Source organism: Paracidovorax wautersii, assembly GCF_031453675.1.
Lineage (GTDB): Bacteria > Pseudomonadota > Gammaproteobacteria > Burkholderiales > Burkholderiaceae_C > Paracidovorax.
Window position 1 is genome coordinate 496,016 of sequence record NZ_JAVIZX010000001.1, and the last position, 26,129, is coordinate 522,144.

Below are 26,129 nucleotides of genomic sequence, written 5' to 3' on the forward strand. Positions count from 1 at the left end.
CAGCGCTGTCCAGCGCCCGCCGAACCCGCGATTGTGCCCGGCCGGGGGCCCGCCACCCGGCTTCTACAATCGCGCCATGGCGCAAACCTTCGACGTATGTATCCGCGGTGCCGGTGTGGTGGGCCGCACCCTGGCGCTTTTGCTGGCCCGGGAACGGCTGCGGGTGGCCCTGGTGGCCGGCTCCGCCCCGCGGGCGCAGTCCGCTTCTGCCGCACCCGATGTGCGGGCCTATGCCCTCAATGCGGCCTCGCGGGATCTTCTGCAATCCGTGCGGGCCTGGCCCGACCCGGCCGACGCCACCGCCGTGCGGCGCATGGAAGTCCACGGTGACCAGGACGGCGCGGTGACGTTCGACGCCGACCGGCAGGGTGCCGAGGCCCTGGCCTGGATCGTCGACGTGCCGGCGCTCGAGTCGCGCCTGGCCGACGCGGTGCGCTTCCAGCCCCAGGTGGAGGTGGTCGATGCGCCCGTGCCCGCCGCCCTGACCGTGGTCTGCGAGGGCCGCGCCAGCCGCACACGCGAAGAATTCGGCGTGGAGTTCGACGTGACGCCCTACGGACAGCACGCCATCGCCGGCCGGCTGGCCTGCGAGCTGCCGCACGGGCAGGTCGCCCGGCAGTGGTTCCTGCCCGACGGCATCCTGGCGTTTCTGCCGCTGGGCGGTGCCGAAGGGAACTCCGTGGCCGTGGTGTGGTCAGTCTCCCAGGAAAGCGCTCCGCAGTGCATGGGCCTGGACGCCGATGCCTTCGCGCAGCGGCTGCAGGAGGCCAGCCAGAACGCGCTGGGCCGGCTGGAGGTGCTGGGCGACCGCGCCTGCTGGTCTTTGCAGCAGGCCACGGCGCGCCGCTGGTGCGGCCCCCTGGCCGAGCAGCCCGCCAAAGGCCCGCAGCGCACCTGGGTGCTGGCCGGCGATGCGGCGCACAACGTGCATCCGCTGGCCGGGCAGGGACTGAACATCGGCCTGGCCGATGCCCAGGCGCTGGCCCGCTTGCTGCGCGAGCGCGACTACTGGCGCAGCATCGGCGATCTGCGGCTGCTGCGGCAGTACGAGCGCGAACGCAAGGCAGCCCTGCTGCCGCTGGGAATGACGATGGACGGGCTGCAGCAGCTGTTCATGCGGCGCGAAGGCGCGCTGCAGTCGCTGCGCAACTGGGGCATGAAGGGATTCGACCTCAGCGGCCCGTTCAAGGATTGGGTGGCCCGCCGGGCCATGGGCGTGCGCTGACCGCGCCCGCACTTTGAAGCGAAGAAGACTGGACCGACCGAGTGAACACGTACACCAAGAAGCTCCTCCCCTCCCTGCTGGCCGGCGCCGCGCTGGTGCTGGGCCTGAGTGCCCATGCCCAGGAAGCCGCCATCCGCAAGTCGCTGGCCGAGCGCATTCCCCAGCTGGAGAAGATCGACGAAGTGCAGGCCACGCCCATGAAGGGGCTGTACGAGGTGCGCGTGGGCACCGACGTGTTCTACACCGATGCCAAGGGCAACTACCTGATCCAGGGCGAGCTGATCGACACGCAGGCGCGCCGCAACCTGACCGAGGACCGCATCAACAAGCTGAGTGCGGTGGACTTCTCCGCGCTGCCGCTGAAGGATGCGTTCACCATCGTGCGCGGCGACGGCAAGCGCAAGCTCGCCGTCTTCGAAGACCCCAACTGCGGCTACTGCAAGCGCTTCGAGAAGGACATGCTGAACGTGGACAACGTCACGGTCTACCTGTTCCTCTACCCCATCCTCAGCCCGGACTCGGCCGAGAAGTCGCGCAACATCTGGTGCGCCAAGGACCGCGTGGCCGCGTGGCATGACCAGATGCTGCGCGACAAGACACCGGCGGCGGCCAGCTGCGATACCGCAGCCCTGCAGCGCAACCTGGCCTTCGGCAAGAAGCACAAGATCACCGGCACGCCCACGCTGATCTTCGCCGACGGCTCCCGCGTGCCCGGCGCCATCGGCGCGCAGGAAGTCGAAAAGCGCCTGGCCTCTTCCGCCGGCACCAACTGACGGGTATGGCACGGCGGCCGGCGTAAGGGCCGCCGCAGCGCCGCCCTCTTCTCCCGGCCCCGCCGGCCGCCGCGCCGGCTCCCGCACCGCCACGCTCTGCCGCCCTTGCCGCCATGTCCTCCCTGCGCTCCGCCACAGCCCCTTCCCCGGTCCATTACCGCATCGAGCCGGCGGACCTGCATGCCCATCTGTTCTCGGTGACCCTGACGATCCCGGCCCCCGCGGCGCGTCAGGAGGTCTCGCTGCCGGTGTGGATTCCGGGCAGCTACCTGGTACGGGAGTTCTCCAAGAACCTGCTGGGGCTGCAGGCGCAGCAGGACGGCGCCCCCGTGCCGCTGGCCCAGCTCGACAAGCACCGCTGGCAGGCGCAGTGCCGCAAGGGCCAGCCGCTGGTGCTCACCTACCAGGTGGCGGCCTACGACAACTCCGTGCGCACGGCCTGGCTGGATGCGGCCCGCGGCTTCTTCAACGGCACCAGCCTGTGCCTGCGCGTGCACGGGCGCGAGGACGAAGCCCACCTGCTGGAGATCGTGCGCACGTCGGCCACCAACGGCTGGTCGGTGGCCACCGGCCTGGCGGCGGAGAAGACGAACCGCGCCGGCTTCGGCACCTACCGCGCCGAAAGCTACGACGAGTTGGTGGACTGCCCGGTGGAGATGGGCACCTTCTGGAGCGTGCGCTTCACGGCGTGCGGCGTGCCGCACCGCCTGGTGGTGGCCGGTGCGGCCCCTTCCTTCGACGGCACCCGGCTGCTGGCCGACACGCGCCGCATCTGCGAGGCGCAGATCCGCTTCTGGCACGGTACGGGCAAGCCGCCGCATGCCAACTACCTCTTCTTGCTGAACGTGGTCGACGACGGCTACGGCGGCCTGGAGCACCGCAACTCCACCGCCCTGATCTGCGGCCGGCGCGACCTGCCCCGCGTGGGCGAGGCCCGCGCGCCCGACGGCTACACCACGCTGCTGGGGCTGATCAGCCACGAATACTTCCACACCTGGAACGTCAAGCGCCTGCGCCCCGCCGAGCTGGCCAGCTACGACTACACGCGCGAGAACTACACCGAGCTGCTGTGGTTCTTCGAAGGCTTCACCAGCTACTACGACGACCTGCTGCTGCGCCGCTGCGGCCTGCTGGACAACGGCAGCTACCTGCGCCTGGTCACCAAGACCATCAACCAGGTGCTGCAGACGCCGGGGCGGCATGTGCAGTCGGTGGCGCAGGCCAGCTTCGACGCCTGGGTGAAGTACTACCGCCAGGACGAGAACACGGCGAATGCCACGGTGAGCTACTACACCAAGGGCGCCCTGGTGGCCCTCTGCCTGGACCTGGCGCTGCGCCGCGAAGGCCAGACGTCGCTGGACGACGTGATGCGCGCCTTGTGGGAGCGCACGGGTGCGGCCTCGGGCGTGGGTCCGGTCACGCAGGCCGAGCTGCTGCGCGTGCTGCAGGCGCTGTCCGGCCGCGACTGGTCGCGCGAGATCGCGCAGTGGGCGCACGGCACCGACGACCTGCCCCTGGCCGAGCTGCTGGCCGCGCACGGCGTCACGCTGCAGGCGGACGCTCCGCAATGGGCGCAGCGCCTGGGCCTGCGCGTGGGCGAAGGCGCCTCGGTGCAGATCAAGGCCGTGCTGCGCGGCGGTTTGGCCGAGCAGGCCGGTTTCATGGCCGGCGACGAATGGCTGGGCATCGAGACCCCGGGCGAGGCCTGGCGCCTGGGCAAGCTGGAAGACCTGCCGCTGTACGCCGGCAGCGCCGCCCAGGTGACCGCCCTGGTGGCGCGCGACCGGCGGCTCCTGCGGTTGCCGCTGGCGCTGCAGGCGCCGGCGGGTGCGGCGGCCGATACGGTGCGGCTGTCGCTGGCGGACACGGCCCTGGCCGAGCGCTGGCTGTCAGGCACCTGACCAGGGCCTGCGGGCGCCGCGGTGGCGGCTTATAGTCGTTGCTATCCCCAACAACACCAGGAGACACCCGTGGCCTATGAAGTCATCGAGGTCCGCACCGAAGCGGACAAAGTCGGCATCATCACCCTCAACCGCCCCAAGCAGCTGAACGCGCTGAACGACCAGCTCATGAACGAGCTGGGCGAGGCCCTGCGGGCGTTCGACGCGGACGAGCGCATCGGCTGCGTCATCCTCACCGGCAGCGAGAAGGCTTTTGCAGCGGGTGCCGACATCGGGGCCATGGCCAATTACAGCTTCGCCGATGCCTACAAGGGCGATTACATCACGCGCAACTGGGAGCAGATCCGCAGCATCCGTAAGCCCGTCATCGCCGCCGTGAGCGGCTTCGCGCTGGGCGGCGGCTGCGAGCTGGCGATGATGTGCGACTTCATCATCGCGGCGGACAACGCCAGGTTTGGCCAGCCCGAGATCAAGCTCGGGGTGATCCCCGGGGCCGGCGGCACGCAGCGCCTGCCGCGCGCCGTGGGCAAGTCCAAGGCCATGGACATGGCGCTCACCGGCCGCATGATGGATGCGGTAGAGGCCGAGCGCGCCGGGCTGGTCAGCCGCGTCGTGCCCTACGACAAGCTGATGGACGAAGCCCTGGGCGCCGCCATCACCATCGCCGGCTTCTCGCAGATCGCCGTCATGGCGGCCAAGGAGTCGGTCAACCGCGCCTTCGAGGGCAGCCTGAGCGACGGCGTGATGTTCGAGCGCCGCCTGTTCCACGCGCTGTTCGCCACCCAGGACCAGAAGGAAGGCATGGACGCGTTCGTGAACAAGCGGCCGGCCACTTTCACCCACCAGTGATTTTTTGTTCTATAATTTCGGTCTTACGGTCGTATAGCTCAGTTGGTTAGAGCGCAGCATTCATAATGCTGATGTCGGTGGTTCAAGTCCACCTACGACCACCAGACAAAGAAAACCCACAGTGTTCACGCACTGTGGGTTTTTTCTTGGGGCCATCGCCGCATGTGTCTGCCCCAGGCTCCGCCGCCACCATGATCCATGGTCAAAAGTGGCTCCAGCGCTTGATAGACAAGCGCATTAAGCTATTATTTTAATAGCAAACAGAGGGAGTGCGGCAACGGCTCCGTGGCCGGGCACCTCCGGCCGGCCTCCTTAGAATCGCGCCTTCAGCCCCTGGATACACACCATGCAACGCTGCTCGCTCCACGCTCTCCATCGCCGCCATGGGCCCCTGGCCTGCTGCGCTGCCGCGCTGCTCGCGCTCGCAACCGCCCTGCCGGCCACCGCCCAGACGGTCGCGCCGCAGGCCGGCACCACGCAGCGCAACTTTCCGCCCGCAGCGCTGCGCGGCACGCTCGTCATCACCGACATCGTGCAGGCGCAACTCAACGGCAAGGCCGTGCGCATGGCGCCGGGCATGCGCCTCTTCAGCGCGGACAACCACCTGCTGGCGCTGCACACCATGGCCGGCCAGCGCCTGCGGGTGAACTATGTGCTGGAGGCCAGCACCGGCATGCTGCTCACCGCCTGGGTGCTCAACAGCAGCGAAGCCGCCGCCAAGCGCGCAGGCGACGACACCATCGAATTCAACTTCAAGACGGAATCGGACAAGCCGAACCTGCGGTGAGCGCCGTCCGGCGCGTGGCCGCGCCCATTGCTTCCCTTCCGTTTCCTTTCTGTGACGCGCTGCGCCGCAACGCAACGCATTCGCCCGAGAACGCCATGCCCAAGAAAGTCTTCATCAAAACCTTCGGCTGCCAGATGAACGAGTACGACTCGGACAAGATGGCCGATGTGCTCAACGCCGCCCAAGGCTATGAGCCGACCCAGAACGCCGAAGAAGCCGACCTCATCCTGTTCAACACCTGCTCGGTGCGCGAGAAGGCGCAAGAGAAGGTGTTCAGCGACCTCGGGCGCTTCAAGCACCTGAAGGCTCGCGGCGTGAAGATCGGCGTGGGCGGCTGCGTGGCGAGCCAGGAAGGCGCCGAGATCATCAAGCGCGCGCCTTACGTGGATGTGGTGTTCGGCCCGCAGACCCTGCACCGCCTGCCTGAGCTGCTGAACCAGCGCGAACGCCTGCAGAAGCCCCAGGTGGACATCAGCTTCCCCGAGATCGAGAAGTTCGACCATCTGCCGCCCGCGCGCGTCGAGGGCGCCAGCGCCTTCGTCTCGATCATGGAAGGCTGCAGCAAGTACTGCAGCTACTGCGTGGTGCCCTACACGCGTGGCGAAGAGGTGAGCCGCCCGTTCGACGATGTGCTGGTGGAAGTGGCGGGACTGGCGGACCAGGGCGTGAAGGAGATCACGCTCCTGGGCCAGAACGTGAACGCCTACCTGGGCAAGATGGGCGGTACGGCCGAGGTGGCCGACTTCGCCCTGCTGCTGGAATACGTGGCCGATATTCCGGGCATCGAGCGCATCCGCTACACCACCAGCCACCCCAACGAGTTCACGCCGCGCCTGATCGAGGCGTACGCGCGCATCCCCGAGCTGGTGAGCCACCTGCACCTGCCCGTGCAGCACGGCTCGGACCGCATCCTGATGGCCATGAAGCGCGGCTACACGGCCATGGAATACAAGAGTACGGTGCGCAAGCTGCGTGCCATCCGCCCCGACCTGGCGATGAGCAGCGACTTCATCGTGGGATTCCCCGGCGAGACCGAGGACGACTTCCGCAAGATGATGAAGCTCATCGACGACATCCATTTCGACAACAGCTTCAGCTTCATCTTCAGCCCCCGCCCCGGCACGCCCGCCGCCGGCCTGCACGACGACACGCCGCACGACGTGAAGCTGCGCCGCCTGCAGGAGCTGCAGGCCGTCATCAACGGCAACATCAAGTCGATCAGCGACAGCCGCGTGGGCACGGTGCAGCGCATCCTGGTGGAAGGCGCCTCCAAGCGCGACGCCACCGAGCTGATGGGGCGCACCGAATGCAACCGTGTGGTCAACTTCGTCGGCCAGCCGCGCCTAATCGGCCAGATGGTCGAAGTGACCATCACCGAAGCCAAGGCCTACACGCTGCGCGGCGACGTGCGCACGGCCGAATCGGCCCTGGCAGCGGCCTGAACCGGGCAGTCCCGGCACGGCATCCGACATGTCCCGCTTCCACAAGCAAGCCAAAGTCGCCGCGCTCAGCGGCCTGTCCTTCCAGCAATTGCTGCTGCTGGCCTTCCTGCTCATCGCGGGGCTGCTGGGCGCCAGCTCGCTGCGTGCCATCTTCACGCTCGAGCAGCTCATGGTGCAGAGCCGGCGCGGCGCCGCCGAGGCCATCCAGCTCAACACCTCGGCCCAGCAGCTCAATGCCCGCAGCCAAACCCTGGAGCGGGCGGCACGGCAATCGCTGGTGCTCGCCGACGCCCAGCTGCGCCGCCGCTTCGACGAAGGCGCCCGCGAGGCACAAGACATCCTGCAGCGCCTGGAGGCCAACGGCCTGCCGCACGAGCAGGCGGCGCAGTGGCGCACCCATCTGGCGGCGGTGGCCGAACTGGTGGACGGGCCTTCGGCCCTGTCGCTGGAAAACGAGCGCTCCGTCGCCGCGATGTTCCTGGAGATCGACGGGCTCAACGCCGTCATCGCGCAGGAGGTCCAGGACATCAACACCCGCCGCAGCAACACGCTGCAGGACAAGATCGAGGCCAGCCGCCGCGAGGTGACGCACCAGGTGGTCGGCGTGATCGTGCTGGCGCTGGCCCTGGCGCTGCTGCTGGGCATCTGGCTGGCCCGGCCCTTCAAGCGGCTGGAAAGCGCCATCCGCCTCCTGGGCGAGAACGACTTCGCGCAGCCCGTGGATATCGCCGGGCCGGTGGACATCCGGCGCGTGGGCCAGCAGCTCGAATGGCTGCGCGTGCGCCTGCTGGAGCTGGACTCGGACAAGGCGCGCTTTCTGCGCCACGTCTCGCACGAGCTGAAGACACCGCTGGCGTCCATGCGCGAGGGCGTCGCCCTGCTGCAGGACGGCGTGACGGGCGAGCTGTCGGGCGGCCAGCGCGAGGTGGTGAACATCCTGCACCAGAACACATTGCTGCTGCAAAGCGAGATCGAGGCCTTGCTGAGCTTCAACGCCGCGGCGTTCGAGGCCCGCCAGTTGCGCCGCACGCCCACCGACCTGTTGGCGCTGCTGGAAGCGCAGGTCGAAGCCCAGCGCCTGCAGTGGCAGGCCCGCAAGCTGGACGTGCTCGTCGAGGGCAAGCCCGCCGTACTGCAGCTGGACGCGGAGAAGATGGCCTCCGCCGTGGGCAACCTGCTGTCCAACGCGATCCGTTTTTCCCCGCCGGGCGGTACGATTCGCATTGTTTTGTCACACCTGACCGACCGCATTCGGGTCGACTTCATCGACCAGGGGCCGGGAGTCGATGAAAATGACCGATCCCGCATTTTCGAACCCTTCTACCGCGGCGTGCGCCAACCCGAGGACGCAGCGCGCGGTACGGGCATCGGCCTGTCGATCGTCCAGGAATACCTCAGCGCCCATGGCGGCCGGGTGGAACTGGTGACCAACGGGCCGGGCACCCCCTTCCGCATCGAGTTACCCCATGCTGCCTAGTCTTCGCTCGCCGCGCTCCGCGCCCGTTTCCGCCTGCCCGCTGCCGGCCCGTGGTGCGTTTGTGCCTGCCGCCGTGCTGGCCCTGGCCGCCGTGCTCGCAGGCTGCGGCACCGACGCCGGCCTGCAGATGCCCGCCCCCGCCCCGGTGGTGGCCACGCCTGCGCCGGCACCGACGCCAGCGCCGCCTGTTGCGGACGACAAGGAGCCCGAAGACGCCGCACCAGCCGCGTCCGTCGACACCCCTGCCGCCGCCGCACCCCGGCCCTCGCTGGTCAAGCACCTGCTCGTCTATTCCGACCAGGTGGCTGCGCTCGCGCCGCCTGCGCTGGCGGCCGAGATCGCCCGGCTCACGCCCCGTCAGGAGGAGTCCGCCCAGCAGCAGCTGGAGCTGGCCCTGGCCCTGGGCCAGACCCGCCTGCCCGCCGACACGGCGCGCGCACTGGGCCTGGTGCAGCGCGCGCTGGCCCAGAAGGACAACGCGCCGCTGGTGCAGTCCTTCGCCCGCCTGCTGGAGAACCGCTACCTGCAGCAGCGCCGCCTGGAAGACCAGATAGACCGGCAGAACAACCAGGTGCGCGACGCACAGCGCCGCAACGACCAGCTGAACGAGCGGCTGGAGGCCATGCGCGCCATCGAGCGCAGCCTGAATGCCCGCCCCGGCGGCCCGGCCAACGGCAAGTCCGTGGTCCCGCCGGCCCCCTGAAATCCCGCCACCGCCACCCGCCATGCCCGCCGCATCCAAGCCCTCAGAGACCCGTGCCAAACCCCACATCCTGGTGGTGGACGACGATGCGGACATGCTGCGGCTGCTGTCGCTGCGGCTGCAAGCAGCCGGCTACGAGATCACGGCCGTGCCGTCGGCCGAAGCCGCGCTCGCCAAGCTGGAGATGCACCGGCCGCAGCTGGTGCTCAGCGATGTGCAGCTGCCGGGCCGCGACGGGCTGGCGCTGTTCGACGAGGTACGGGCGCGCCATCCCTCGCTGCCCGTCATCCTGCTGACGGCCCACGGCACCATTCCCGACGCCGTCGAGGCCACGGCGCGCGGCGTCTTCACCTACCTGACCAAGCCCTACGACGGCAAGGAGCTGATCGAGAAGATCCAGCAGGCCCTGGCCCTGAGCGCACCCGCCACCGCGCAGAGCCGCACCAACGAGGCCTGGCGCTCCGACATCGTGAGCCGCTCCAACCGCATGGCCGACGTGCTGGCCGAAGCGCACATGGTGGCCCAGTCGGACGCCAGCGTGCTGCTGCTGGGCGACAGCGGCACCGGCAAGGAGATGCTGGCCCGCGCCATCCACAAGGCCAGCCCGCGCGCCTCGCGGCCCTTCGTCGCCGTCAATTGCGGCGCCATCCCCGAGGCGCTGCTGGAGTCCGAACTCTTCGGCCACATGAAGGGCGCATTCACCGACGCGGTGAGCAACCATAAGGGCCTGTTCCAGGCCGCCGACGGCGGCACGCTGCTGCTCGACGAGATCGGCGACATGCCGCCCGCGCTGCAGGTCAAGCTGCTGCGCGTGCTGCAGGAGCGCGCCGTGCGGCCCGTGGGCTCCAGCCAGTCGGTGCCCGTCAACGTGCGCATCATCTCGGCCACCCACCGCGACCTGGAGACCGCCATGGCCGCCGGCCAGTTCCGCGAGGATCTGTACTACCGGCTCAACGTGGTCACCCTGTCGTTACCCACCCTGGCAGATCGGCGGGAGGACATTCCCCTGCTGGCCAACCACTTTCTGGACAGCCTGGCCAAGAAGTACGACAAGCGCTTGTCTGGCTTTTCGCCGGAAGCCCTGAAGGCCCTCACCGCCGCGGCCTGGCCCGGCAACGTGCGCCAGCTGTTCAACGTGGTCGAGCAGGCCTGCGCCCTGTCCACCACGCCGCTGGTGCCCCTGGGATTGGTACAGCGGGCGCTGCGCACGCCGTCGGCCCAGGTGCTGAGCTTCTCGGAGGCGCGCCAGCGCTTCGAGCGCGAGTACCTGGTGGACCTGCTCAAGATGACGGACGGCAATGTGGCCGACGCCGCCCGCCTGGCCCAGCGCAACCGCACTGAGTTCTACCGGCTGCTGCAAAAGCATGCGCTGACACCCGGCCACTTCAAGAACGAACCGGGCTCCGGCGATGATGTCGCCGAAGAGCGACAAGAATAAGTCATTGATTCATATAGTTTTTTGCGACCTGCCGGGGCAAACGGTCGCAAAACGGCGACAAAAACAGGGGTTTGGGCCCCTTTGGCAGGGCCTGTACAAGCACTTACAGGCGAAAAGCGCGCCAAGCCCTTGATTTCAAAGAGCTTTTCCATGCTGGCACAGGGTTTGCCCTATTGATCGCATGACGCAAGCTCCCGCCCTCCTCACTCTCGGTGAAACGGTGTCCCTCCGGACCTCGTTCGGCGTGCTCTTGTCCTTTCACACGACAACAACGCAGTGAGCGAAACATGGAAAAACGCCCTTCCTCCCGCGACGACGTGGTCACTCCCCTGAACACCGTCCGTCCCGTACCCGCAGCGGCCCCGGCTGCCGTGGCGCGGCGCGGGCGCCCGCTATCCCCGCCCGGTCGAATCCCGCCGCAGCACGCTGCGCGAAGAACGCCATCCCAACTCGCTGACGGCACCGCCCGTGCACCGCGGCTCCATGCCCGCCCGCCCGTGGCGCGGTTTCTGGAACAGCCTGGGCACGGCTGCGCTGATGCGCCTGACGGGCCGCAGCCGCGGCACCGCCGCGCCGCAGGCCCCGCAAGCCGCCTGGCAGGCCGCCGCCCAGCAGCGCCGCAACGTCTTCCTGGTACTGACGGTGCTGAGCAGCGCGCTGGCCACGGCCCTGTTCGCCGGCGTGCAGCCCAACTACGACAGCGCCTGGCTGGAGTACGGCCAGCTCGCCCTGTTCGCCATGCTGTCCACCTGGGTGGTCACGGGCTTCCTGACCGCCATGATGGGCTTCTGGGTCATGCTCAAGGGCGACGCGCATTCGCTGTCCGCCCGCAGCGTCGATGACCACGAACTGAGCGCCGACGCCCGCACCGCGATCATCATGCCGATCTGCAACGAGGACGTGGCCACGGTGTTCGCCGGGTTGCGCGCCACCTGCGAATCGGTGGCCGCCACCGGCCATGGCAAGACCTTCGACGTGTTCGTGCTGTCCGACAGTTACGACCCCGAAATCGCCGCGGCCGAGCGCACCGCCTGGGAAGAGCTGCGCTCGGCCCTGGCCAGCAACCCCAAGCAGCCGCAGGTCGAGGTGTACTACCGCCTGCGCAGCCGCCGCACGCACCGCAAGGCCGGCAACGTGGCCGACTTCTGCCGCCGCTGGGGCAAGGACTACCAGTACATGGTGGTGCTGGACGCCGACAGCGTGATGAGCGGCGAGTGCATCGTGTCCATGGCCAAGCTGATGGAAGCCAATCCCCAGGCCGGCATCATCCAGACCGCCACGCAGGCCATCGGCCACGTGACGCTGCACGCCCGCGCCCAGCAGTTCGCCTCCCGCGTGACGGGCCGCCTGTTCACCCTGGGCATGCAGTACTGGCAGCTGGGCGAGTCCCACTACTGGGGCCACAACGCCATCATCCGCGTGAAGCCCTTCATGGAGCACTGCGCGCTGGCCCCCATCCAGGGCACGGGCGGCATGTCCGGCGGCATCATGAGCCACGACTTCGTCGAAGCAGCCCTGATGCGCCGCGCCGGCTTCCACGTGTGGCTGTGCGCCGACCTGGTGGGCAGCTACGAGCAGCAACCGCCGGACCTGCTGGCCGAGCTGCAGCGTGACCGCCGCTGGTGCCAGGGCAACCTGCAGAACGCCCGCCTGATGGCCGAGCCCGGCATCCACCCCGTGCACCGCGCCATGTTCGTGACCGGCACCATGGCCTATCTGTCGGCCCCCCTGTGGCTGGCCTTCATCACCCTGGGCACCGCCCTGTGGCTGTCGGGTGCCCGCGTGGTGGCCGACTGGAACATCCTGCCGAGCGAGCTGATGGGCCTGTGGGCCTGGACGCTGTCGATGCTGTTCCTGCCCCGCATCCTGGGCGTGGTCGCCGTCTTTATGAAGGGCGAGCAGCAGCAGTACGGCGGTGCCGCCAGCCTGTTCAAGAGTGCCGGCCTGGAAAGCGTGCTGGCCATCCTGCAGGCCCCCATCCGCATGCTGGCGCACTCGCTGTTCGTGCTGGTGGCCCTGACCGGCATCAAGCTGGACTGGAAGTCGCCTCCCCGTGAAGCCGCCGCCGTGCCCTGGACCGATGCGGCCCGCAAGCTGGCACCGATGAGCCTGGTGATCGCCCTGCTGGCCGTCGGCGTGGCCTTCATCGATCCGAGCGCCCTGGTGTGGCTGCTGCCCGTGGGCCTACCCCTGGCACTGGCCATCCCGCTGACGGTGGTGACCAGCCAGATCGGCCTGGGCGAAGCCGCCAAGTCGGGCAAGCTGCTGCTGATCCCCGAGGAATCGTGGTCGCCTCCGGTGCTGCGCCGTGCCTGGATGCACGCCACCCGCCTGGCCCGCAGCCAGCCGCAGCCCCTGCTCAAGGCCGCGTGACCGGCGCCGGGCCTGGCGCCCGGCCCTCCAACCCAACAGCCCGCTTCTGCGGGCTGTTCGCTTTTGGGAATCGACAAGGGCGAGATGCCAGATGGGGAAGGCGTGCCGCCGGCGACGCAGCAGAACCCTCGCACCCTCCGGTGACCGATGCAGGTTCCGCAGGTGGCTCCCGCAAAGACGGGGCGCGATGCGATGCGCGGCAATGCACCGCGTTGACGCCAAAAGGCGGAAGCCGCCTTCGCAGAATCGGTGAAATCAAAAACAATAGCTGCCAGCGCTTACCCAGCAAGGGATTCAGATGAAAAACACACTGAATCCCAATCAGGACAAGCGCATGCAGCTATCTTTTTTCTCACAGCCCTGCCAGGACCGGCGGGCCGCAGCGCAGGCTTAGAAGCGCGGCATGCCGCCGCCACCGCCCAGGCCGGGGAAGCCGCCCTTCATGCCGCCCATCTTCTTCATCATCTTCATCAGGCCGCCGCCCTTCATCTTCTTCATCATCCCCTGCATCTGGTCGAACTCGTTGAGCAGGCGGTTCACCTCTTGCACCTGCACGCCCGCACCGGCGGCGATGCGCTTCTTGCGCGTGGCCTTGATCAGCTCGGGCTTGCGGCGCTCCAGCGGCGTCATGCTCTGGATGATGCCTTCCTTGCGGCGCACGTCCTTCTCGGCCTTGTCCATGTCCACCTGGCCGGCCTTGGCCGTCAGTTGGGCCGGCAGCTTGTCCATCAGGCTGGACAGGCCGCCCATCTGCTTCATCTGCTGCAGCTGGCCCAGGAAGTCGTTCAGATCGAAGCCGTCGCCACTCTTCACCTTGGCGGCCAGCTTCTGCGCAGCCTCCATGTCGACGCCGGCCGTGACCTGCTCGACCAGCGCCACGATGTCGCCCATGCCCAGGATGCGGCCAGCGTGGCGCTCGGCATCGAACACCTCCAGGCCGTCGATCTTCTCGGATACGCCGGCGAACTTGATGGGCGCGCCCGTCACCTGGCGCACCGACAGCGCCGCACCACCGCGCGAGTCGCCGTCGAGCTTGGTCAGCACGATGCCGGTGAGCGGCAGCGCTTCCTTGAACGCCTTGGCGGTGTTGATCGCATCCTGGCCCTGCATGGCATCGACCACGAACAGGGTCTCGACCGGGTTCAGCGCGGCGTGCAGGTCCTTGATTTCCTTCATCAAGGCTTCATCGATGGCCAGGCGGCCGGCCGTATCGACCAGCAGCACGTCGAAGTAGTGCTTCTTGGCGTAGTCCAGCGCACCGCGGGCGATGTCCAGCGGCTTCTGGTCGGACGTGCTGGGGAACCACTCGGCGCCGGCCTGCTTGGTCACCGTCTTGAGCTGCTCGATGGCGGCCGGGCGGTACACGTCGCCCGACACCGTCAGCACCTTCTTCTTGCGCTTCTCGATCAGGTGCTTGGCCAACTTGGCGGTGGTGGTCGTCTTGCCCGCGCCCTGCAGGCCGGCCATCAGGATGATGGCGGGCGGCTGGGCGTTGAGGTTGATGTCGGCAATGCCCTCGCCCATGGTCGCCGCCAGTTCGCGGTTGACGATGGAGACCAGCGTCTGCCCCGGCTTGAGGGAGCCCAGCACCTCCTGGCCCAGTGCCTTTTCCTTCACGCGGGCGACGAAGTCGCGCACCACGGGTAGGGCCACGTCGGCCTCCAGCAGCGCCATGCGCACTTCGCGCAGCATGTCCTGGACGTTGGACTCGGTGATGCGGGCCTGGCCTCGCATCTCCTTGACGAGTCGCGTGAGTTTTTCGGTAAGAGCGGAGGCCATAGGAGGAATGTTCCGGATGTGCCGGCAGCCGCATGAAGAGGCCGGCCACCTTGCCCGCCGGAGGCGGGCGAAAGGCTAAACTGTGACCCCATGATTTTACCCAGTGCATCCCCGCTCGGCTGGCTTCTGGCGCTGGCAGCGGCAGCCGCCTATGCCGCCCCCGCGGCAGCGGCATCCCGGCTGAGCGCCGAGGGCGGGCGCATCGCACTGCTGCTGGCCTGGGTATTGCACGGCGCCGCCCTGGTCTGGGGCCTGGTCGGCGAGACGCCGCACTTCGGTTTCGCCCCGGCGCTGTCGATGACCGCCTGGCTCGTCCTCACCGCCTACGCCGTCGAGCGCCAGCTGTTTCCCCAGATGCAGGCCCGCTGGGCGCTGGCCGCGCTGGGCGCTGCCGCGGTTCTGCTGGCGCTGGTCTTCCCCGGCCAGCCGCTGCACGTGGCGGCTTCGCCCTGGCTGCCCTTGCATCTGGCGCTGGGCATCGCCTCGTACGGGCTGTTCGCCGCTGCGGTGGTCCACGCCTGGCTGATGACCCGGGCCGAACGGCAGATCCGCCTGGCCGTGGACGCCCACAGCGGCATCCCCCTGCTCACGCTGGAACGGCTGACCTTCCGCTTCGTCATGGCCGGGTTCGCCGTCCTGTCGGCCACGCTGATCGCCGGCTGGTGGTTCAGCGAGACGCTGTACGGCCGCGCCTGGCATTGGGACCACAAGGCGGTGTTTTCCGTCCTTTCGTGGCTGACCTTCGCGGTCCTGCTCATCGGCCGCTCGCGCTTCGGCTGGCGCGGCCGCAATGCCGTGCGCGTGCTGTACGCCGGCGCGGCGCTGTTGCTGCTGGCGTACGTGGGTTCGCGCTTCGTCATCGAAGTGGTGCTGGGGCGCGCCGCGTGAAGTACCTCGTCCTGCTGGTGGTGCTGGTCATCGCCTATGGCGTCTGGCGCAGCCAGTGCCAGGCCGCCGTGCGGCAAGCCCGCCGCCCGGCCGCTGCGCCGCGGCAACTGCAGACGATGGTGGCCTGTGCCCACTGCGGTGTCCATCTGCCGCAGGCGGACGCCGTGCTTGCCGAGGGCCTGCCCTACTGCAGCGAAGCGCACCGCCGCCTGGGCCCGGCGGCCTGACGGGGCCGCACGCATGCCGTTTCGCCACACCGCTGCGGCGCCAGAGCGCGACGCGCCGTTCCTGCGGCTCTGGAAAGGGTTCCTGACCAGCCGCGCCATGATCGCGCTGGCGCTGCTGCTGCTGCAGGTCTTGGGCGCCGCACTGAACCAACCCCTCGAGCCCACGCTGCAGACCCTGTGCCTGGTCTACCTGGCCGGCGCGGTGGCGCTGCGCATCCTGGGCCGGCACCGCCCGCCGCCGCCGCAGACCGGGCCGCACTGGCTGCCCACCATCGGCGTGGACCTGCTCTTCATCAGCACCCTGCAGGTGCTGCAGACCGGCGTGATGAATTTCACGCCCCTGTTCGGCCTGCCCATCCTGATGGCGGGCGTGCTGGGCAGCCTCACGCTGGCGTTCGGAACGACCGCCGCGGTCACGCTGCTGCTGCTGGCATGGACCTGGTGGCGCGGCGAGGTCGGCGGGCTGGACGCCACATCGCAGTACCTGCAGGCCGCGTTGACGGGCACCGGCTATTTCATCGTCGCCTACCTGGTGCACCAGCTGTCGGCGCGGCTGATCAGCGAACAGCAGGTGTCCGAGCAGAGCCAGATGGAAGCCCGCGTGCAGGAGGACGTGAGCGCGCTGGTGATGCAGAACCTGGCCGACGGCGTCCTCGTGGTGGACGAGCACGACATCGTGCGCATCGCCAACCCGGCAGCCATGCGGCTGCTCAGCCACAGCGCGCAGCCGGCCGCGCCATTCCCGCTGCTGCACATACCGGGCGGAGCCCCCTTGCTCACGATGGCGCAGCGGACCTTCCGCCTGGAGCATGCCCAGTCCGCGGACATCGACCTCCTGCCCGGAGAGCAGGCCGCGCAGGGCCTGCACGTGCGCACCTGGCTGACCTCCACCCGCGGCGAGGCGGCACATGCCGGCAGCGAAGCGCTGTGCGTGATGTTCCTGCACGACCTGCGCGAAATGCAGGCGCGCCTGCGCACCGAAAAGCTCGCCGCCATGGGCCGCATGTCGGCCGCCGTGGCGCACGAGATCCGCAACCCGCTGGCGGCCATCATGCAGGCCAATGCCCTGCTGGAAGAAGACCTGACGGACCCGGCGCAGCAGCGCCTGGCGCGCATGGTGCAGCAGAACGCCGAGCGGCTGTCGCGCATCGCGGAAGAAGTGCTGGACATCGCCCGTGTGCAGCACCAGATCAGCCACGCCCCCTCCGCCAGCGTGCCCCTGGACGCCGCCGTGGCCCAGGTGTGCGAGGACTGGCAGTCGCACGACCCGGCCCGGCGCGTGCTCCAGCGCACATTGACAGCGGGCGATGCCGCCGTGGAATTCGAGGCCGAGCATCTGCGACGCGTGCTCGTCAACCTGCTGGACAACGCCGTGCGCTACAAGGGCGAGGGCGTGGACTCCCTGTGCGTGAGCACGCAGGTCGACGCCGACGGCCAGGCCACGCTGCAGGTCTGGAGCGATGGGGCACCGCTGGACAAGTCGGTGGAGCGTCACCTGTTCGAACCCTTCTTCTCGTCCGAGAGCCGCTCCAGCGGCCTGGGCCTGTATATCTGCCGCGAGCTGTGCCAACGGCACGGCGCCTCCATCGGCTACCAGCGGCGCAGCCGCCTCCTGGCCCGGGGGGAGACGAGCGGCAACGCCTTCACGGTGAGTTTTCGCCGCGCTCTGCGGCCCGGTGACTCGCTGTCGCTGTTTGACACAATCATGGTCTGACCGTGAAATCCACCATGAACGCCGCCCCCGCCTCCATCCTCGTCGTGGACGACGAGCCCGACCTGCGCACGCTGTATGAACTCACGCTGCTGCGCGAAGGCTACCGCGTGGAAACCGCCGCCAGCGTGACCGAAGCCCGGGAGGTCCTCCAGGCCCAGCGTTTCGAGGCGGTCATCACCGACATGCGGTTGCCGGACGGCTTCGGCATGGAGCTGCTGCAGGATCTGCGCGACCAGCAACGGCGCGAGCGCTGCGTGGTCATGACCGCCTACGGGTCGGCGGAGAACGCCGTCGAGGCGCTGCGCGCCGGCGCCTTCGACTACCTCACCAAGCCGGTCGATCTCAAGCAGTTCCGCGCCGTGGTGGCGTCCGCCATCCAGGGAGCAGGCGGCGTGGTATGGGCATCGACGCCTGCGCGGGCCGAAGGTACGTCCGTCCGCGCCGCGCAGCCAGTGCCCGACGCGGCGACGGACAACCCGGCCCTGCAACGGCTGGTCGGCCCATCGGAGGCCATGCGCAACGTCAAGCAGCGCATCGCCAAGGTGGCCCGGAGCATGGCGCCGGTGCTGATCCGCGGCGAGTCCGGGACGGGCAAGGAACTGGTCGCCCGCGCACTGCACGCCTGCAGCCAGCGCGGTGACCGGCCTTTCGTGGCGGTCAACTGCGGCGCCATTCCAGAAAGCCTGCTGGAGGCCGAGTTCTTCGGCGCGCGCAAGGGCTCGTACACCGGCGCGGTGCAGGACCGCGACGGCTATTTCCAGGCCGCCCGAGGCGGCACGCTGTTTCTCGACGAGATCGGTGACCTGCCGCTGGCCATGCAGTCCAAGCTGCTGCGCGCCATCCAGGAGCGCAGCGTGCGCCCGCTCGGCTCCGTGCAGGAAGAAATGATCGACGTGCGCATCGTCAGCGCCACGCACCGCGATCTGGCCGCCGACGTGCAGGCCGGACGGTTCCGGCAGGATCTCTATTACCGCCTTAACGTCATCGAACTGCTGATCCCGGCCCTGCGGGAACGGCGCGAAGACCTGCCGGCCCTGTGCGAGGCCTTGTTGCTGCGCATCGGCCAGGAGTCCGGCGTGCCCGTGCCCCGCCTGAGCGCGTCGGCACTGGCCTGCATCGCGCAGCACCCGCTGCCCGGCAACGTGCGCGAGCTGGAAAACCTGCTGCACCGCGCGGTCGCGCTCAGCGACGCCGGCGAACTGCAGGTAGACCCGCCACCCGCGGCCGCGGGAGCAGACCCGGCGAACGCGCCCCCGAACCCGGCAGCCTCTGCGGCCGCCGAAGAGCCGCTCGCCGCGCCCCCGCTTGCCCCGGCGGGGCCGGCAGTGAATGCCGCCGCACAGCCATTGCCCAGCGATCTGCAGGGCTGGCTGGACCTGCAGGAGAAGGACATTCTGGTGCGCGCCTTGCGCGAGACCGGCTTCAACCGCACGGCCACTGCGGCACGGCTGGGCATCAGCCTGCGCCAGATCCGCTACCGTATCGCCCGCCTCGGCATCGCCACGCCGCAGGGCGGCGACTCCCATGACGACGAAACCTGATCCCACCGGCGACACGCAAGGCGCATGGGACGGCGGGCGCTACCTACCGGCCCGCTACCTGGCCTCACCCAACTTCGGCCCCCGACCACTGAGCGCGGCAGTGGACCTGGTCGTCGTGCACTCGATCAGCCTGCCCCCGGGCCAGTACGGCACGGGCTGCGTCCAGCAGCTCTTCACCAACCGCTTGGACTGGGATGCCCACCCCTACTTCCAGAGCATCCGAGGCCTGCAGGTATCCGCGCACTTTTTCGTCACACGCGAGGGCGTCATCTGGCAGTTCGTGGACTGCGATCAGCGCGCGTGGCATGCCGGCCCCTCCAGCTACCGTGGGCGAGAGAATTGCAACGACGATTCCATCGGCATCGAACTGGAAGGCCTGGAGGGCCAGTGCTTCGAGGAAGCGCAGTACGCGTCCCTCACTGCCTTGTGCCAGGACATCGCCTTGCGCTACCCGATTGCGCACATCGCCGGTCACGAAGATATCGCTCCAGGACGCAAGCAGGATCCGGGGGCCGGCTTTCGCTGGGAGCGGTTGCGGGATGGATTGGGCTGGCCTGTGGCGCGTTTCCCACGCCGCCGCTGAGCGGGGCGGAGCGGCCTGAAAAAAAGCGGGGCCGTCCCGGCATGAACGGCCTGCAGATCGCGTATCCTCGCCGGCCCGGCCGGTTTTGCGACACCAGAATCCGCCGATCCGCTGCGGTCTGTCCGTACGGATTCATCTGGTTGCAAGCGCTTCACCCGCTTCGCGCGGTACACTACCTGTAGTGCCTTGCGGTCGCCACACACCCCATATATAGTGTGCTCCGGCTTCCAGCCGGCCCATCTTCCTTGCAGATCGGCACCCGTCCCGCCGACCTGCCTCCCCGACAGCCCACAGAGAGGAAAACCCATGCAAGCTGCGCCCCATCTTTCGTCCGCCGACGCCGCTCAGCGCCCCGTCCAGCCCGCTTCCCCCGCCGAAGCCGCCGACTCCGCAGAGACGCTCACCCACTACCAGATCATCCGCCGCAACGGCGCAGTGGTGCCCTTCGAGCCCCAGAAGATCGCCGTCGCCCTGATGAAAGCCTTCCTCGCAGTGCATGGCACCCAGGGGGCGGCTTCGGCCAGCGTGCGCGAGACGGTGGACGCCCTCACCCAGGGCGTGGTCCGGGCGCTGATGCGCTCGCGTCCCAATGGCGGCACCTTCCATATCGAAGACGTGCAGGACCATGTCGAGCTGGGCCTGATGCGCGGCGAGCACCACGAAGTGGCGCGCGCCTACGTCCTCTACCGCGAACGCCGCACTCAGGAGCGTACGCACCACCAGGAGCAGCTGGCCCCGGCCACGCCCGCCCTGCACGTGATCGACAACGGCCAGCGCGTACAACTCGACATCCTGCGCCTGCACGGCCTCATCGAATCCGCGTGCTCCAACCTGGGTGCAGACATCAAGGCCGGCCCCATCGTCACCGAGACGATGCGCAACCTCTACGACGGCGTGCCCATGGACGAGGTCTACAAGGCCTCCATCCTGGCCGCGCGCACGTTGATCGAAAAGGACCCCGACTACACCTACGCCACCGCACGCCTGCTGCTGCACACCATCGTGCGGGAAGTGCTGGGCCGCGACGTCGTCCCCGCGGACATGAGCGCCGCCTATGCCGCCTATTTCCCTGAGTTCATTCAGAAGGGCGTGGACAACGAACTGCTCGACCCGCGGCTGCTGCAGATGTACGACCTGCACAAGCTCGGCGCGGCACTGAAGGCCGAGCGGGACCAGCAGTTCGATTACCTGGGTCTGCAGACGCTGTACGACCGCTACTTCCTGCACGTGCGCAAGACACGCATCGAACTGCCGCAGGCCTTCTTCATGCGCGTGGCCATGGGCCTGGCATTGAACGAGGTGGATCGCGAAGCCCGCGCCATCGAGTTCTATGAAGTGCTGTCGTCGTTCGACTTCATGTCGTCCACGCCTACCCTGTTCAACAGCGGCACGCTGCGCTCGCAGCTCTCCAGCTGCTACCTGACCACGGTGCCCGACGACCTGGACGGCATCTATGAATCGATCAAGGAAAACGCCCTGCTCTCCAAGTTTGCCGGCGGCCTGGGCAACGACTGGACGCGCGTGCGCGCCCTGGGCTCCCACATCAAGGGCACCAACGGCGAATCGCAGGGCGTGGTGCCTTTCCTGAAGGTGGTGAACGACACCGCCGTGGCGGTGAACCAGGGCGGCAAGCGCAAGGGCGCCGTCTGTACCTACCTGGAAACCTGGCATCTGGACATCGAAGAGTTCCTGGAGCTGCGCAAGAACACCGGCGATGACCGCCGCCGCACGCACGACATGAACACGGCCAACTGGATCCCCGACCTGTTCATGCGCCGCGTGATGGAAAAGGGCACCTGGACGCTGTTCTCGCCCTCCAACGTGCCCGACCTGCACGACCTGTTCGGCGCCGACTTCGAGAAGGCCTATGTGGCCTACGAGGAAAAGGCCGCACGCGGCGAGATCAAGCCCTCGCGCACCATCCAGGCCACCGACCTGTGGCGCAAGATCCTGACGATGCTGTTCGAGACCGGCCACCCCTGGATCACGTTCAAGGACGCCTGCAATGTGCGCTCGCCCCAGCAGCACGCCGGCGTGGTGCACTCGTCCAACCTGTGCACGGAAATCACGCTCAATACCAGCGACACGGAAACGGCCGTCTGCAACCTGGGTTCCGTGAACCTCATGCGCCACCTCAAGGACGGCGCCAACGGCAAGGAACTGGACCACGCCAAGCTGCGCAAGACTATCTCGGTGGCCATGCGCATGCTCGACAACGTCATCGACATCAATTACTACGCCGTCGAAAAGGCCCGTGCCTCCAACATGCGCCACCGTCCGGTGGGCCTGGGCCTCATGGCCTTCCAGGACAGCCTGTACGAACTGCGCATTCCCTACGCCTCCCAGGCGGCAGTGGAATTCGCCGACCAGTCGATGGAAGCCATCTGCTACTACGCCTACTGGGCTTCGACCGAACTGGCCAAGGAACGCGGCAAGTACGACAGCTACACCGGTTCGCTGTGGGACCGCGGCATCCTGCCGTTCGACACGCTGGACCTGCTGGAAAAAGCCCGCGGCGGCTTCGTCGAAGTGGACCGCTCTTCCACGCTGGACTGGGATGCCCTGCGCAAGAAGATCGCGCAGGACGGCATGCGCAACTCCAACTGCGTGGCCATCGCGCCCACCGCCACCATATCCAACATCGTCGGTGTGGACGCGTCCATCGAACCGTCGTTCGGCAACCTGTCCGTGAAATCCAACCTGTCGGGCGAGTTCACCGTGATCAACGGCTACCTGGTCCGTGATCTGAAGCGCCTGGGCCTGTGGGACGATGTGATGGTCATGGACCTCAAGCACTTCAAGGGCTCGCTGCATGCCATCGACCGCGTGCCGCAAGACGTCAAGGCGCTGTACTCCACCGCCTTCGAAGTGGCTCCTTCGTGGCTGGTGGAAGCCGCGTCGCGCCGCCAGAAGTGGATCGACCAGGCCCAGAGCCTGAACATCTACATGGCCGGCGCATCGGGCAAGAAGCTCGACGATACCTACAAGCTCGCCTGGGTGCGCGGCCTCAAGACCACGTACTACCTGCGCACGCAAAGCGCCACCCACGTGGAGATGAGCACCGTGAACACGCGTCAGCTCAACTCCGTGTCCTCCGGCAGCGACGCCGGCGGCGTGAGCGCGGCGCCTGCACAGCCAGTGGCTGCAGCAGCCCCCGCAACCGATGTGCGCTTCACGCCCATCGAAGACCAGACCTGCGAAGCCTGCCAGTGACAACAGGCCTGCGAAGGGCGAAGAGGTGCACACCTCTTCGTGCCTTTTCGCATGTGCTGTAGAGCAACAAATCACGGCAGCACATTGCCTCAGCGCTTTTCATTTTGCAGCGCTGCTTTCATAATCCGATCACGGGAAAACCTATGCTGACCTGGGACGAAGAAGTCAAGCCCTCATCGCAAAAACCAACGGACGGCGGTTTGTCCAACAACCGCCAGGCGGACGTTCCGCCGGCGTCTTTTCAAGGCGCTGCACTGCAACCCGTTTCCGGCTCCGCCACCGACGCTTCCGCCACGCCGGCCGCTGCACAGCATCGCCGCGTGAATGCCGCCGACAAGCGCATCATCAACGGCCAGACCGACGTCAATCAGCTCGTTCCCTTCAAGTACAAGTGGGCCTGGGAGAAGTACCTGGCCACCTGCGCCAACCACTGGATGCCGCAGGAAGTAAACATGACGCGCGACATCGCGTTGTGGAAGGACCCGAACGGCCTGACCGAAGACGAGCGCCGCATCGTCAAGCGCAACCTCGGCTTCTTCGTGACGGCGGATTCGCTCGCGGCCAACAACATCGTGCTGGGCACGTACCGCCACATCACCGCTCCCGAGTGCCGCCAGTTCCTGCTGCGCCAGGCCTTCGAGGAAGCGATCCACACGCACGCCTACCAGTACATCGTCGAGTCGCTCGGCCTCGACGAGAGCGAGATCTTCAACGCCTACAACGAGGTCGCGTCGATCCGCAACAAGGATGAATTCCTGATCCCCTTCATCGAGGCGATCATGGACCCGGACTTCAAGACCGGTACGCCCGAGACCGACCAGACGCTGCTCAAGTCGCTGATCGTCTTTGCGTGCCTGATGGAAGGTCTGTTCTTCTACGTCGGCTTCACGCAGATCCTGGCGCTGGGCCGCCAGAACAAGATGACCGGCGCTGCAGAGCAGTACCAGTACATCCTTCGCGACGAGTCGATGCACTGCAACTTCGGCATCGACCTGATCAACCAGCTCAAGCTCGAGAATCCGCACCTGTGGACCGCGGAGTTCAAGGAAGAGATCAAGGCCCTGTTCATGAAGGCGGTCGAACTGGAATACCAGTACGCCGAAGACACCATGCCCCGCGGCGTCCTGGGCATGAATGCATCCATGTTCAAGGGCTACCTGCGCTACATCGCCAACCGGCGCGCCACGCAGATCGGTCTCGAAGCCCTCTTCCCGAACGAAGAGAACCCCTTCCCCTGGATGAGCGAAATGATCGATTTGAAGAAGGAGCGCAACTTCTTCGAAACCCGCGTCATCGAGTACCAATCCGGCGGCGCGCTGTCCTGGGATTAAAGCCCCAGCATTCCAGGCCATGCATCTTTCACCACGCTCCCCAACGGGTCTTGCACGCAGACCTCTGCGGCGGAGCGTTTCCGCATTCATGGGGATGGGGTCACCCATCCCCATGGATCATTTCGTGCCCAATGCAGGCATGAAGTGCTCTTTGCAAATTGAACCAAGGAGAAAATGATGGCAACTGCGAAAAAAACCGCCGCGAAGAAGGCTGCCCCCGCCAAGAAGGCTGTGGCAGCAAAGAAGGCCGCTCCCGCCAAGAAGGCCGTAGCAGCGAAGAAGGCAGCGCCGGCCAAGAAGGCCGCGGCACCTGCAAAGAAGGCCGCCCCCGCCAAGAAGGCCGTAGCAGCGAAGAAGGCAGCACCGGCCAAGAAGGCTGCAGCACCTGCAAAGAAGGCCGCTCCCGCCAAGAAGGCCGTAGCAGCGAAGAAGGCAGCACCGGCCAAGAAGGCCGCAGCACCTGCAAAGAAGGCCGCTCCCGCCAAGAAGGCCGTAGCAGCGAAGAAGGCAGCACCGGCCAAGAAGGCTGCAGCACCTGCAAAGAAGGCCGCTCCCGCCAAGAAGGCCGTAGCAGCGAAAAAGACAGCACCGGCCAAGAAGGCTGCAGCACCTGCAAAGAAGGCCGCTGCGCCTGCCAAGAAGGCTGCTGCTCCGGCGAAGAAGGCTGCCGCACCCGCTGCCAAGAAGCCTGCACCCAAGAAGGCGGCCAAGGCGCCTGCTGCGGCCCCTGCCCCTGCAGCACAGACCACGCTGAACCCCCAGGCCGCCTGGCCGTTCCCCACGGGCGGCAAGCCGTAAGGCACGGACTGGCTTCAGTCATCGACCCGGTGCATGCACCGGGTTTTTTTATGCCTGGGCCCCGCCTATCTAGGTGGGATCCAACAGCACAAGCTCAGACAGGCTGTGGAAAATCCAGACGGTAGTTTTGCGGTCCACGCTGGGCGATCTTCAGCGCGCCCAGACGGTTGCCGAGTTCAGCACAGCGCGCCAGCGACCATTCCCGCTCCAGGCCGAAGAGAAGCGCACCCCGCCAAGCGTCACCGCAGCCGGTGGGGTCCACCACCTGGGCCGGCGCCGCGGGTGGTACGCGGGTGGCGATGCCCTGCTCCCAGACGTCGCAGCCCTCCGCCCCGAGGGTGACGACCAGTCCCCGCACCTTGCGCGACAGCTCTGCCAAGCTCCAGCCCGTGCGTTCGCACAGCATCTTGCCTTCGTAGTCATTCACCGTGACCCAATCGGCCTGCTCGACGAAGCGCGAGAGCTCTTCGCCGTTGAACATGGGCAGCCCTTGGCCGGGATCGAACACGAACGGAATGCCCGCGGCAGCGAACTGGGCCGCGTGCTGCACCATGGCATCGCGCCCGTCGGGTGCCACGATGCCCAGCTTCACCTCCGGCGCCGCTTCCACGCGGTTGCTATGGGCCTGCATCATGGCTCCCGGGTGGAAGGCGGTGATCTGGTTGTTGTCGCGGTCCGTCATGATCAGCGCCTGCGCCGTGAACGTGTCTTCCACCCGTCCCACATGGCGCGTATCGATGCCCAGATCCTGCAGGCGCTGCAGGTAGTCCGCACCGTCGGTGCCGAGCGTGGCCATGGGCAGCGGATCGCCGCCCAGCAACTTGAGGCTGTAGGCGATGTTGCCGGCACAGCCCCCAAAGTCACGCCGCAGCGATGGGACGAGGAAGGACACATTGAGGATGTGCAACTGCTCCGGCAGGATCTGCTCCGCGAAGCGGCCCTCGAAGGTCATGATGGTGTCGAAAGCCAGGGAACCACAAATCAGAACGGCCATACAGGTAGAGGTAGTGCGTTGAAAGGAATGAACGGATCGGTGAAAAGGTCAGCACCGTGGGCTGGCCGGAACCATGCGACCGAAGCGCGGACA

At 67.5% G+C, this 26,129-nt stretch carries 20 protein-coding genes and 1 tRNA gene; 19 read left to right on the forward strand and 2 right to left on the reverse strand.

Going from position 1 to position 26,129, the window contains the following annotated elements; all coding sequences use genetic code 11:
• Positions 1-76 precede the first annotated feature (76 nt).
• From QE399_RS02325 to mdoH, 11 genes are all read left to right on the forward strand, one after another.
• Entirely contained in the window at positions 77-1,225 is a 1,149-nt protein-coding gene (locus QE399_RS02325; RefSeq protein WP_309825768.1) for an FAD-dependent monooxygenase, read from the forward strand.
• A 41-nt stretch (positions 1,226-1,266) separates the two neighbouring features.
• Positions 1,267-1,998: a DsbC family protein gene (locus tag QE399_RS02330; protein ID WP_405043058.1), complete on the forward strand. Its 732-nt coding sequence runs from the start codon at positions 1,267-1,269 to the stop codon at positions 1,996-1,998.
• Positions 1,999-2,111: 113 nt separating this feature from the next.
• A complete protein-coding gene (locus tag QE399_RS02335) occupies positions 2,112-3,899 on the forward strand; it encodes a M61 family metallopeptidase (RefSeq protein WP_309825769.1) in 1,788 nt (595 codons plus the stop codon).
• 69 nt (positions 3,900-3,968) lie between these two features.
• Positions 3,969-4,748 (forward strand): enoyl-CoA hydratase, encoded by a 780-nt coding sequence (locus QE399_RS02340; RefSeq protein WP_309825771.1) that lies wholly within the window; start codon positions 3,969-3,971, stop codon positions 4,746-4,748.
• A gap of 27 nt (positions 4,749-4,775) precedes the next feature.
• Positions 4,776-4,852, forward strand: a tRNA-Met gene (locus QE399_RS02345).
• Positions 4,853-5,094: 242 nt separating this feature from the next.
• Entirely contained in the window at positions 5,095-5,535 is a 441-nt protein-coding gene (locus tag QE399_RS02350) for a hypothetical protein (RefSeq protein WP_309825773.1), read from the forward strand.
• 95 nt (positions 5,536-5,630) lie between these two features.
• The gene (miaB, locus tag QE399_RS02355) at positions 5,631-6,977 is read left to right on the forward strand and encodes a tRNA (N6-isopentenyl adenosine(37)-C2)-methylthiotransferase MiaB (RefSeq protein ID WP_309825775.1); all 1,347 of its coding nucleotides are present in this window, start codon (positions 5,631-5,633) and stop codon (positions 6,975-6,977) included.
• A 28-nt stretch (positions 6,978-7,005) separates the two neighbouring features.
• Positions 7,006-8,454: an ATP-binding protein gene (locus tag QE399_RS02360; RefSeq protein ID WP_309825776.1), complete on the forward strand. Its 1,449-nt coding sequence runs from the start codon at positions 7,006-7,008 to the stop codon at positions 8,452-8,454.
• On the forward strand, positions 8,444-9,157 hold the full coding sequence (locus QE399_RS02365; RefSeq protein WP_309825777.1) for a hypothetical protein: 714 nt from the start codon (positions 8,444-8,446) through the stop codon (positions 9,155-9,157). Before QE399_RS02360 ends, QE399_RS02365 begins: the two co-directional genes overlap by 11 nt.
• A gap of 22 nt (positions 9,158-9,179) precedes the next feature.
• The gene (locus QE399_RS02370; protein ID WP_309825778.1) at positions 9,180-10,595 is read left to right on the forward strand and encodes a sigma 54-interacting transcriptional regulator; all 1,416 of its coding nucleotides are present in this window, start codon (positions 9,180-9,182) and stop codon (positions 10,593-10,595) included.
• A gap of 453 nt (positions 10,596-11,048) precedes the next feature.
• Positions 11,049-12,968, forward strand: a complete 1,920-nt coding sequence (gene mdoH, locus QE399_RS02375; protein ID WP_405044059.1) for a glucans biosynthesis glucosyltransferase MdoH — start codon at positions 11,049-11,051, stop codon at positions 12,966-12,968.
• A 390-nt stretch (positions 12,969-13,358) separates the two neighbouring features.
• On the opposite strand, the gene ffh is transcribed toward mdoH, so the two are convergent.
• Positions 13,359-14,747, reverse strand: a complete 1,389-nt coding sequence (gene ffh / locus QE399_RS02380; protein WP_309825779.1) for a signal recognition particle protein — start codon at positions 14,745-14,747, stop codon at positions 13,359-13,361.
• Between the two features lie 90 nt (positions 14,748-14,837).
• On the opposite strand from ffh, the gene QE399_RS02385 reads away from it, so the two are divergent.
• From QE399_RS02385 to QE399_RS02420, 8 genes are all read left to right on the forward strand, one after another.
• On the forward strand, positions 14,838-15,635 hold the full coding sequence (locus tag QE399_RS02385; RefSeq protein ID WP_309825780.1) for a cytochrome C assembly family protein: 798 nt from the start codon (positions 14,838-14,840) through the stop codon (positions 15,633-15,635).
• Complete coding sequence (locus QE399_RS02390; RefSeq protein ID WP_309825781.1) at positions 15,632-15,862, forward strand: PP0621 family protein; 231 nt, start codon at positions 15,632-15,634, stop codon at positions 15,860-15,862. The genes QE399_RS02385 and QE399_RS02390 overlap by 4 nt, the downstream gene beginning before the upstream one ends.
• Before the next feature lie 13 nt (positions 15,863-15,875).
• The gene (locus QE399_RS02395) at positions 15,876-17,576 is read left to right on the forward strand and encodes a sensor histidine kinase (protein ID WP_309825783.1); all 1,701 of its coding nucleotides are present in this window, start codon (positions 15,876-15,878) and stop codon (positions 17,574-17,576) included.
• Between the two features lie 14 nt (positions 17,577-17,590).
• On the forward strand, positions 17,591-19,117 hold the full coding sequence (locus tag QE399_RS02400; protein WP_309825784.1) for a sigma-54-dependent transcriptional regulator: 1,527 nt from the start codon (positions 17,591-17,593) through the stop codon (positions 19,115-19,117).
• A complete protein-coding gene (ampD, locus tag QE399_RS02405) occupies positions 19,101-19,700 on the forward strand; it encodes a 1,6-anhydro-N-acetylmuramyl-L-alanine amidase AmpD (RefSeq protein ID WP_309825786.1) in 600 nt (199 codons plus the stop codon). The genes QE399_RS02400 and ampD overlap by 17 nt, the downstream gene beginning before the upstream one ends.
• 306 nt (positions 19,701-20,006) lie before the next feature.
• On the forward strand, positions 20,007-22,913 hold the full coding sequence (locus QE399_RS02410) for a ribonucleoside-diphosphate reductase subunit alpha (RefSeq protein WP_309825788.1): 2,907 nt from the start codon (positions 20,007-20,009) through the stop codon (positions 22,911-22,913).
• A 143-nt stretch (positions 22,914-23,056) separates the two neighbouring features.
• Positions 23,057-24,244: a ribonucleotide-diphosphate reductase subunit beta gene (locus QE399_RS02415; protein ID WP_309825790.1), complete on the forward strand. Its 1,188-nt coding sequence runs from the start codon at positions 23,057-23,059 to the stop codon at positions 24,242-24,244.
• A gap of 177 nt (positions 24,245-24,421) precedes the next feature.
• On the forward strand, positions 24,422-25,042 hold the full coding sequence (locus QE399_RS02420) for a histone (RefSeq protein ID WP_309825792.1): 621 nt from the start codon (positions 24,422-24,424) through the stop codon (positions 25,040-25,042).
• 94 nt (positions 25,043-25,136) lie between these two features.
• Here the strand turns inward: QE399_RS02420 and QE399_RS02425 are convergent, their stop codons facing one another.
• The gene (locus QE399_RS02425; protein ID WP_309825793.1) at positions 25,137-26,036 is read right to left on the reverse strand and encodes a carbohydrate kinase family protein; all 900 of its coding nucleotides are present in this window, start codon (positions 26,034-26,036) and stop codon (positions 25,137-25,139) included.
• Positions 26,037-26,129 lie beyond the last annotated feature (93 nt).

Excerpts from the sequence above, each read along its gene's own strand:
- QE399_RS02420 (WP_309825792.1), top strand. The coding sequence starts at position 24,422 with ATGGCAACTGCGAAAAAAACCGCCGCGAAGAAGGCTGCCCCCGCCAAG.
- miaB (WP_309825775.1), top strand. The coding sequence starts at position 5,631 with ATGCCCAAGAAAGTCTTCATCAAAACCTTCGGCTGCCAGATGAACGAG.
- ampD (WP_309825786.1), top strand. The coding sequence starts at position 19,101 with ATGACGACGAAACCTGATCCCACCGGCGACACGCAAGGCGCATGGGAC.
- QE399_RS02370 (WP_309825778.1), top strand. The coding sequence starts at position 9,180 with ATGCCCGCCGCATCCAAGCCCTCAGAGACCCGTGCCAAACCCCACATC.
- QE399_RS02385 (WP_309825780.1), top strand. The coding sequence starts at position 14,838 with ATGATTTTACCCAGTGCATCCCCGCTCGGCTGGCTTCTGGCGCTGGCA.
- QE399_RS02400 (WP_309825784.1), top strand. The coding sequence starts at position 17,591 with ATGAACGCCGCCCCCGCCTCCATCCTCGTCGTGGACGACGAGCCCGAC.
- QE399_RS02365 (WP_309825777.1), top strand. The coding sequence starts at position 8,444 with ATGCTGCCTAGTCTTCGCTCGCCGCGCTCCGCGCCCGTTTCCGCCTGC.
- QE399_RS02325 (WP_309825768.1), top strand. The coding sequence starts at position 77 with ATGGCGCAAACCTTCGACGTATGTATCCGCGGTGCCGGTGTGGTGGGC.
- ffh (WP_309825779.1), bottom strand. The coding sequence starts at position 14,747 with ATGGCCTCCGCTCTTACCGAAAAACTCACGCGACTCGTCAAGGAGATG.
- QE399_RS02415 (WP_309825790.1), top strand. The coding sequence starts at position 23,057 with ATGCTGACCTGGGACGAAGAAGTCAAGCCCTCATCGCAAAAACCAACG.
- QE399_RS02335 (WP_309825769.1), top strand. The coding sequence starts at position 2,112 with ATGTCCTCCCTGCGCTCCGCCACAGCCCCTTCCCCGGTCCATTACCGC.
- QE399_RS02425 (WP_309825793.1), bottom strand. The coding sequence starts at position 26,036 with ATGGCCGTTCTGATTTGTGGTTCCCTGGCTTTCGACACCATCATGACC.
- QE399_RS02410 (WP_309825788.1), top strand. The coding sequence starts at position 20,007 with ATGCAAGCTGCGCCCCATCTTTCGTCCGCCGACGCCGCTCAGCGCCCC.
- QE399_RS02360 (WP_309825776.1), top strand. The coding sequence starts at position 7,006 with ATGTCCCGCTTCCACAAGCAAGCCAAAGTCGCCGCGCTCAGCGGCCTG.
- QE399_RS02350 (WP_309825773.1), top strand. The coding sequence starts at position 5,095 with ATGCAACGCTGCTCGCTCCACGCTCTCCATCGCCGCCATGGGCCCCTG.
- QE399_RS02395 (WP_309825783.1), top strand. The coding sequence starts at position 15,876 with ATGCCGTTTCGCCACACCGCTGCGGCGCCAGAGCGCGACGCGCCGTTC.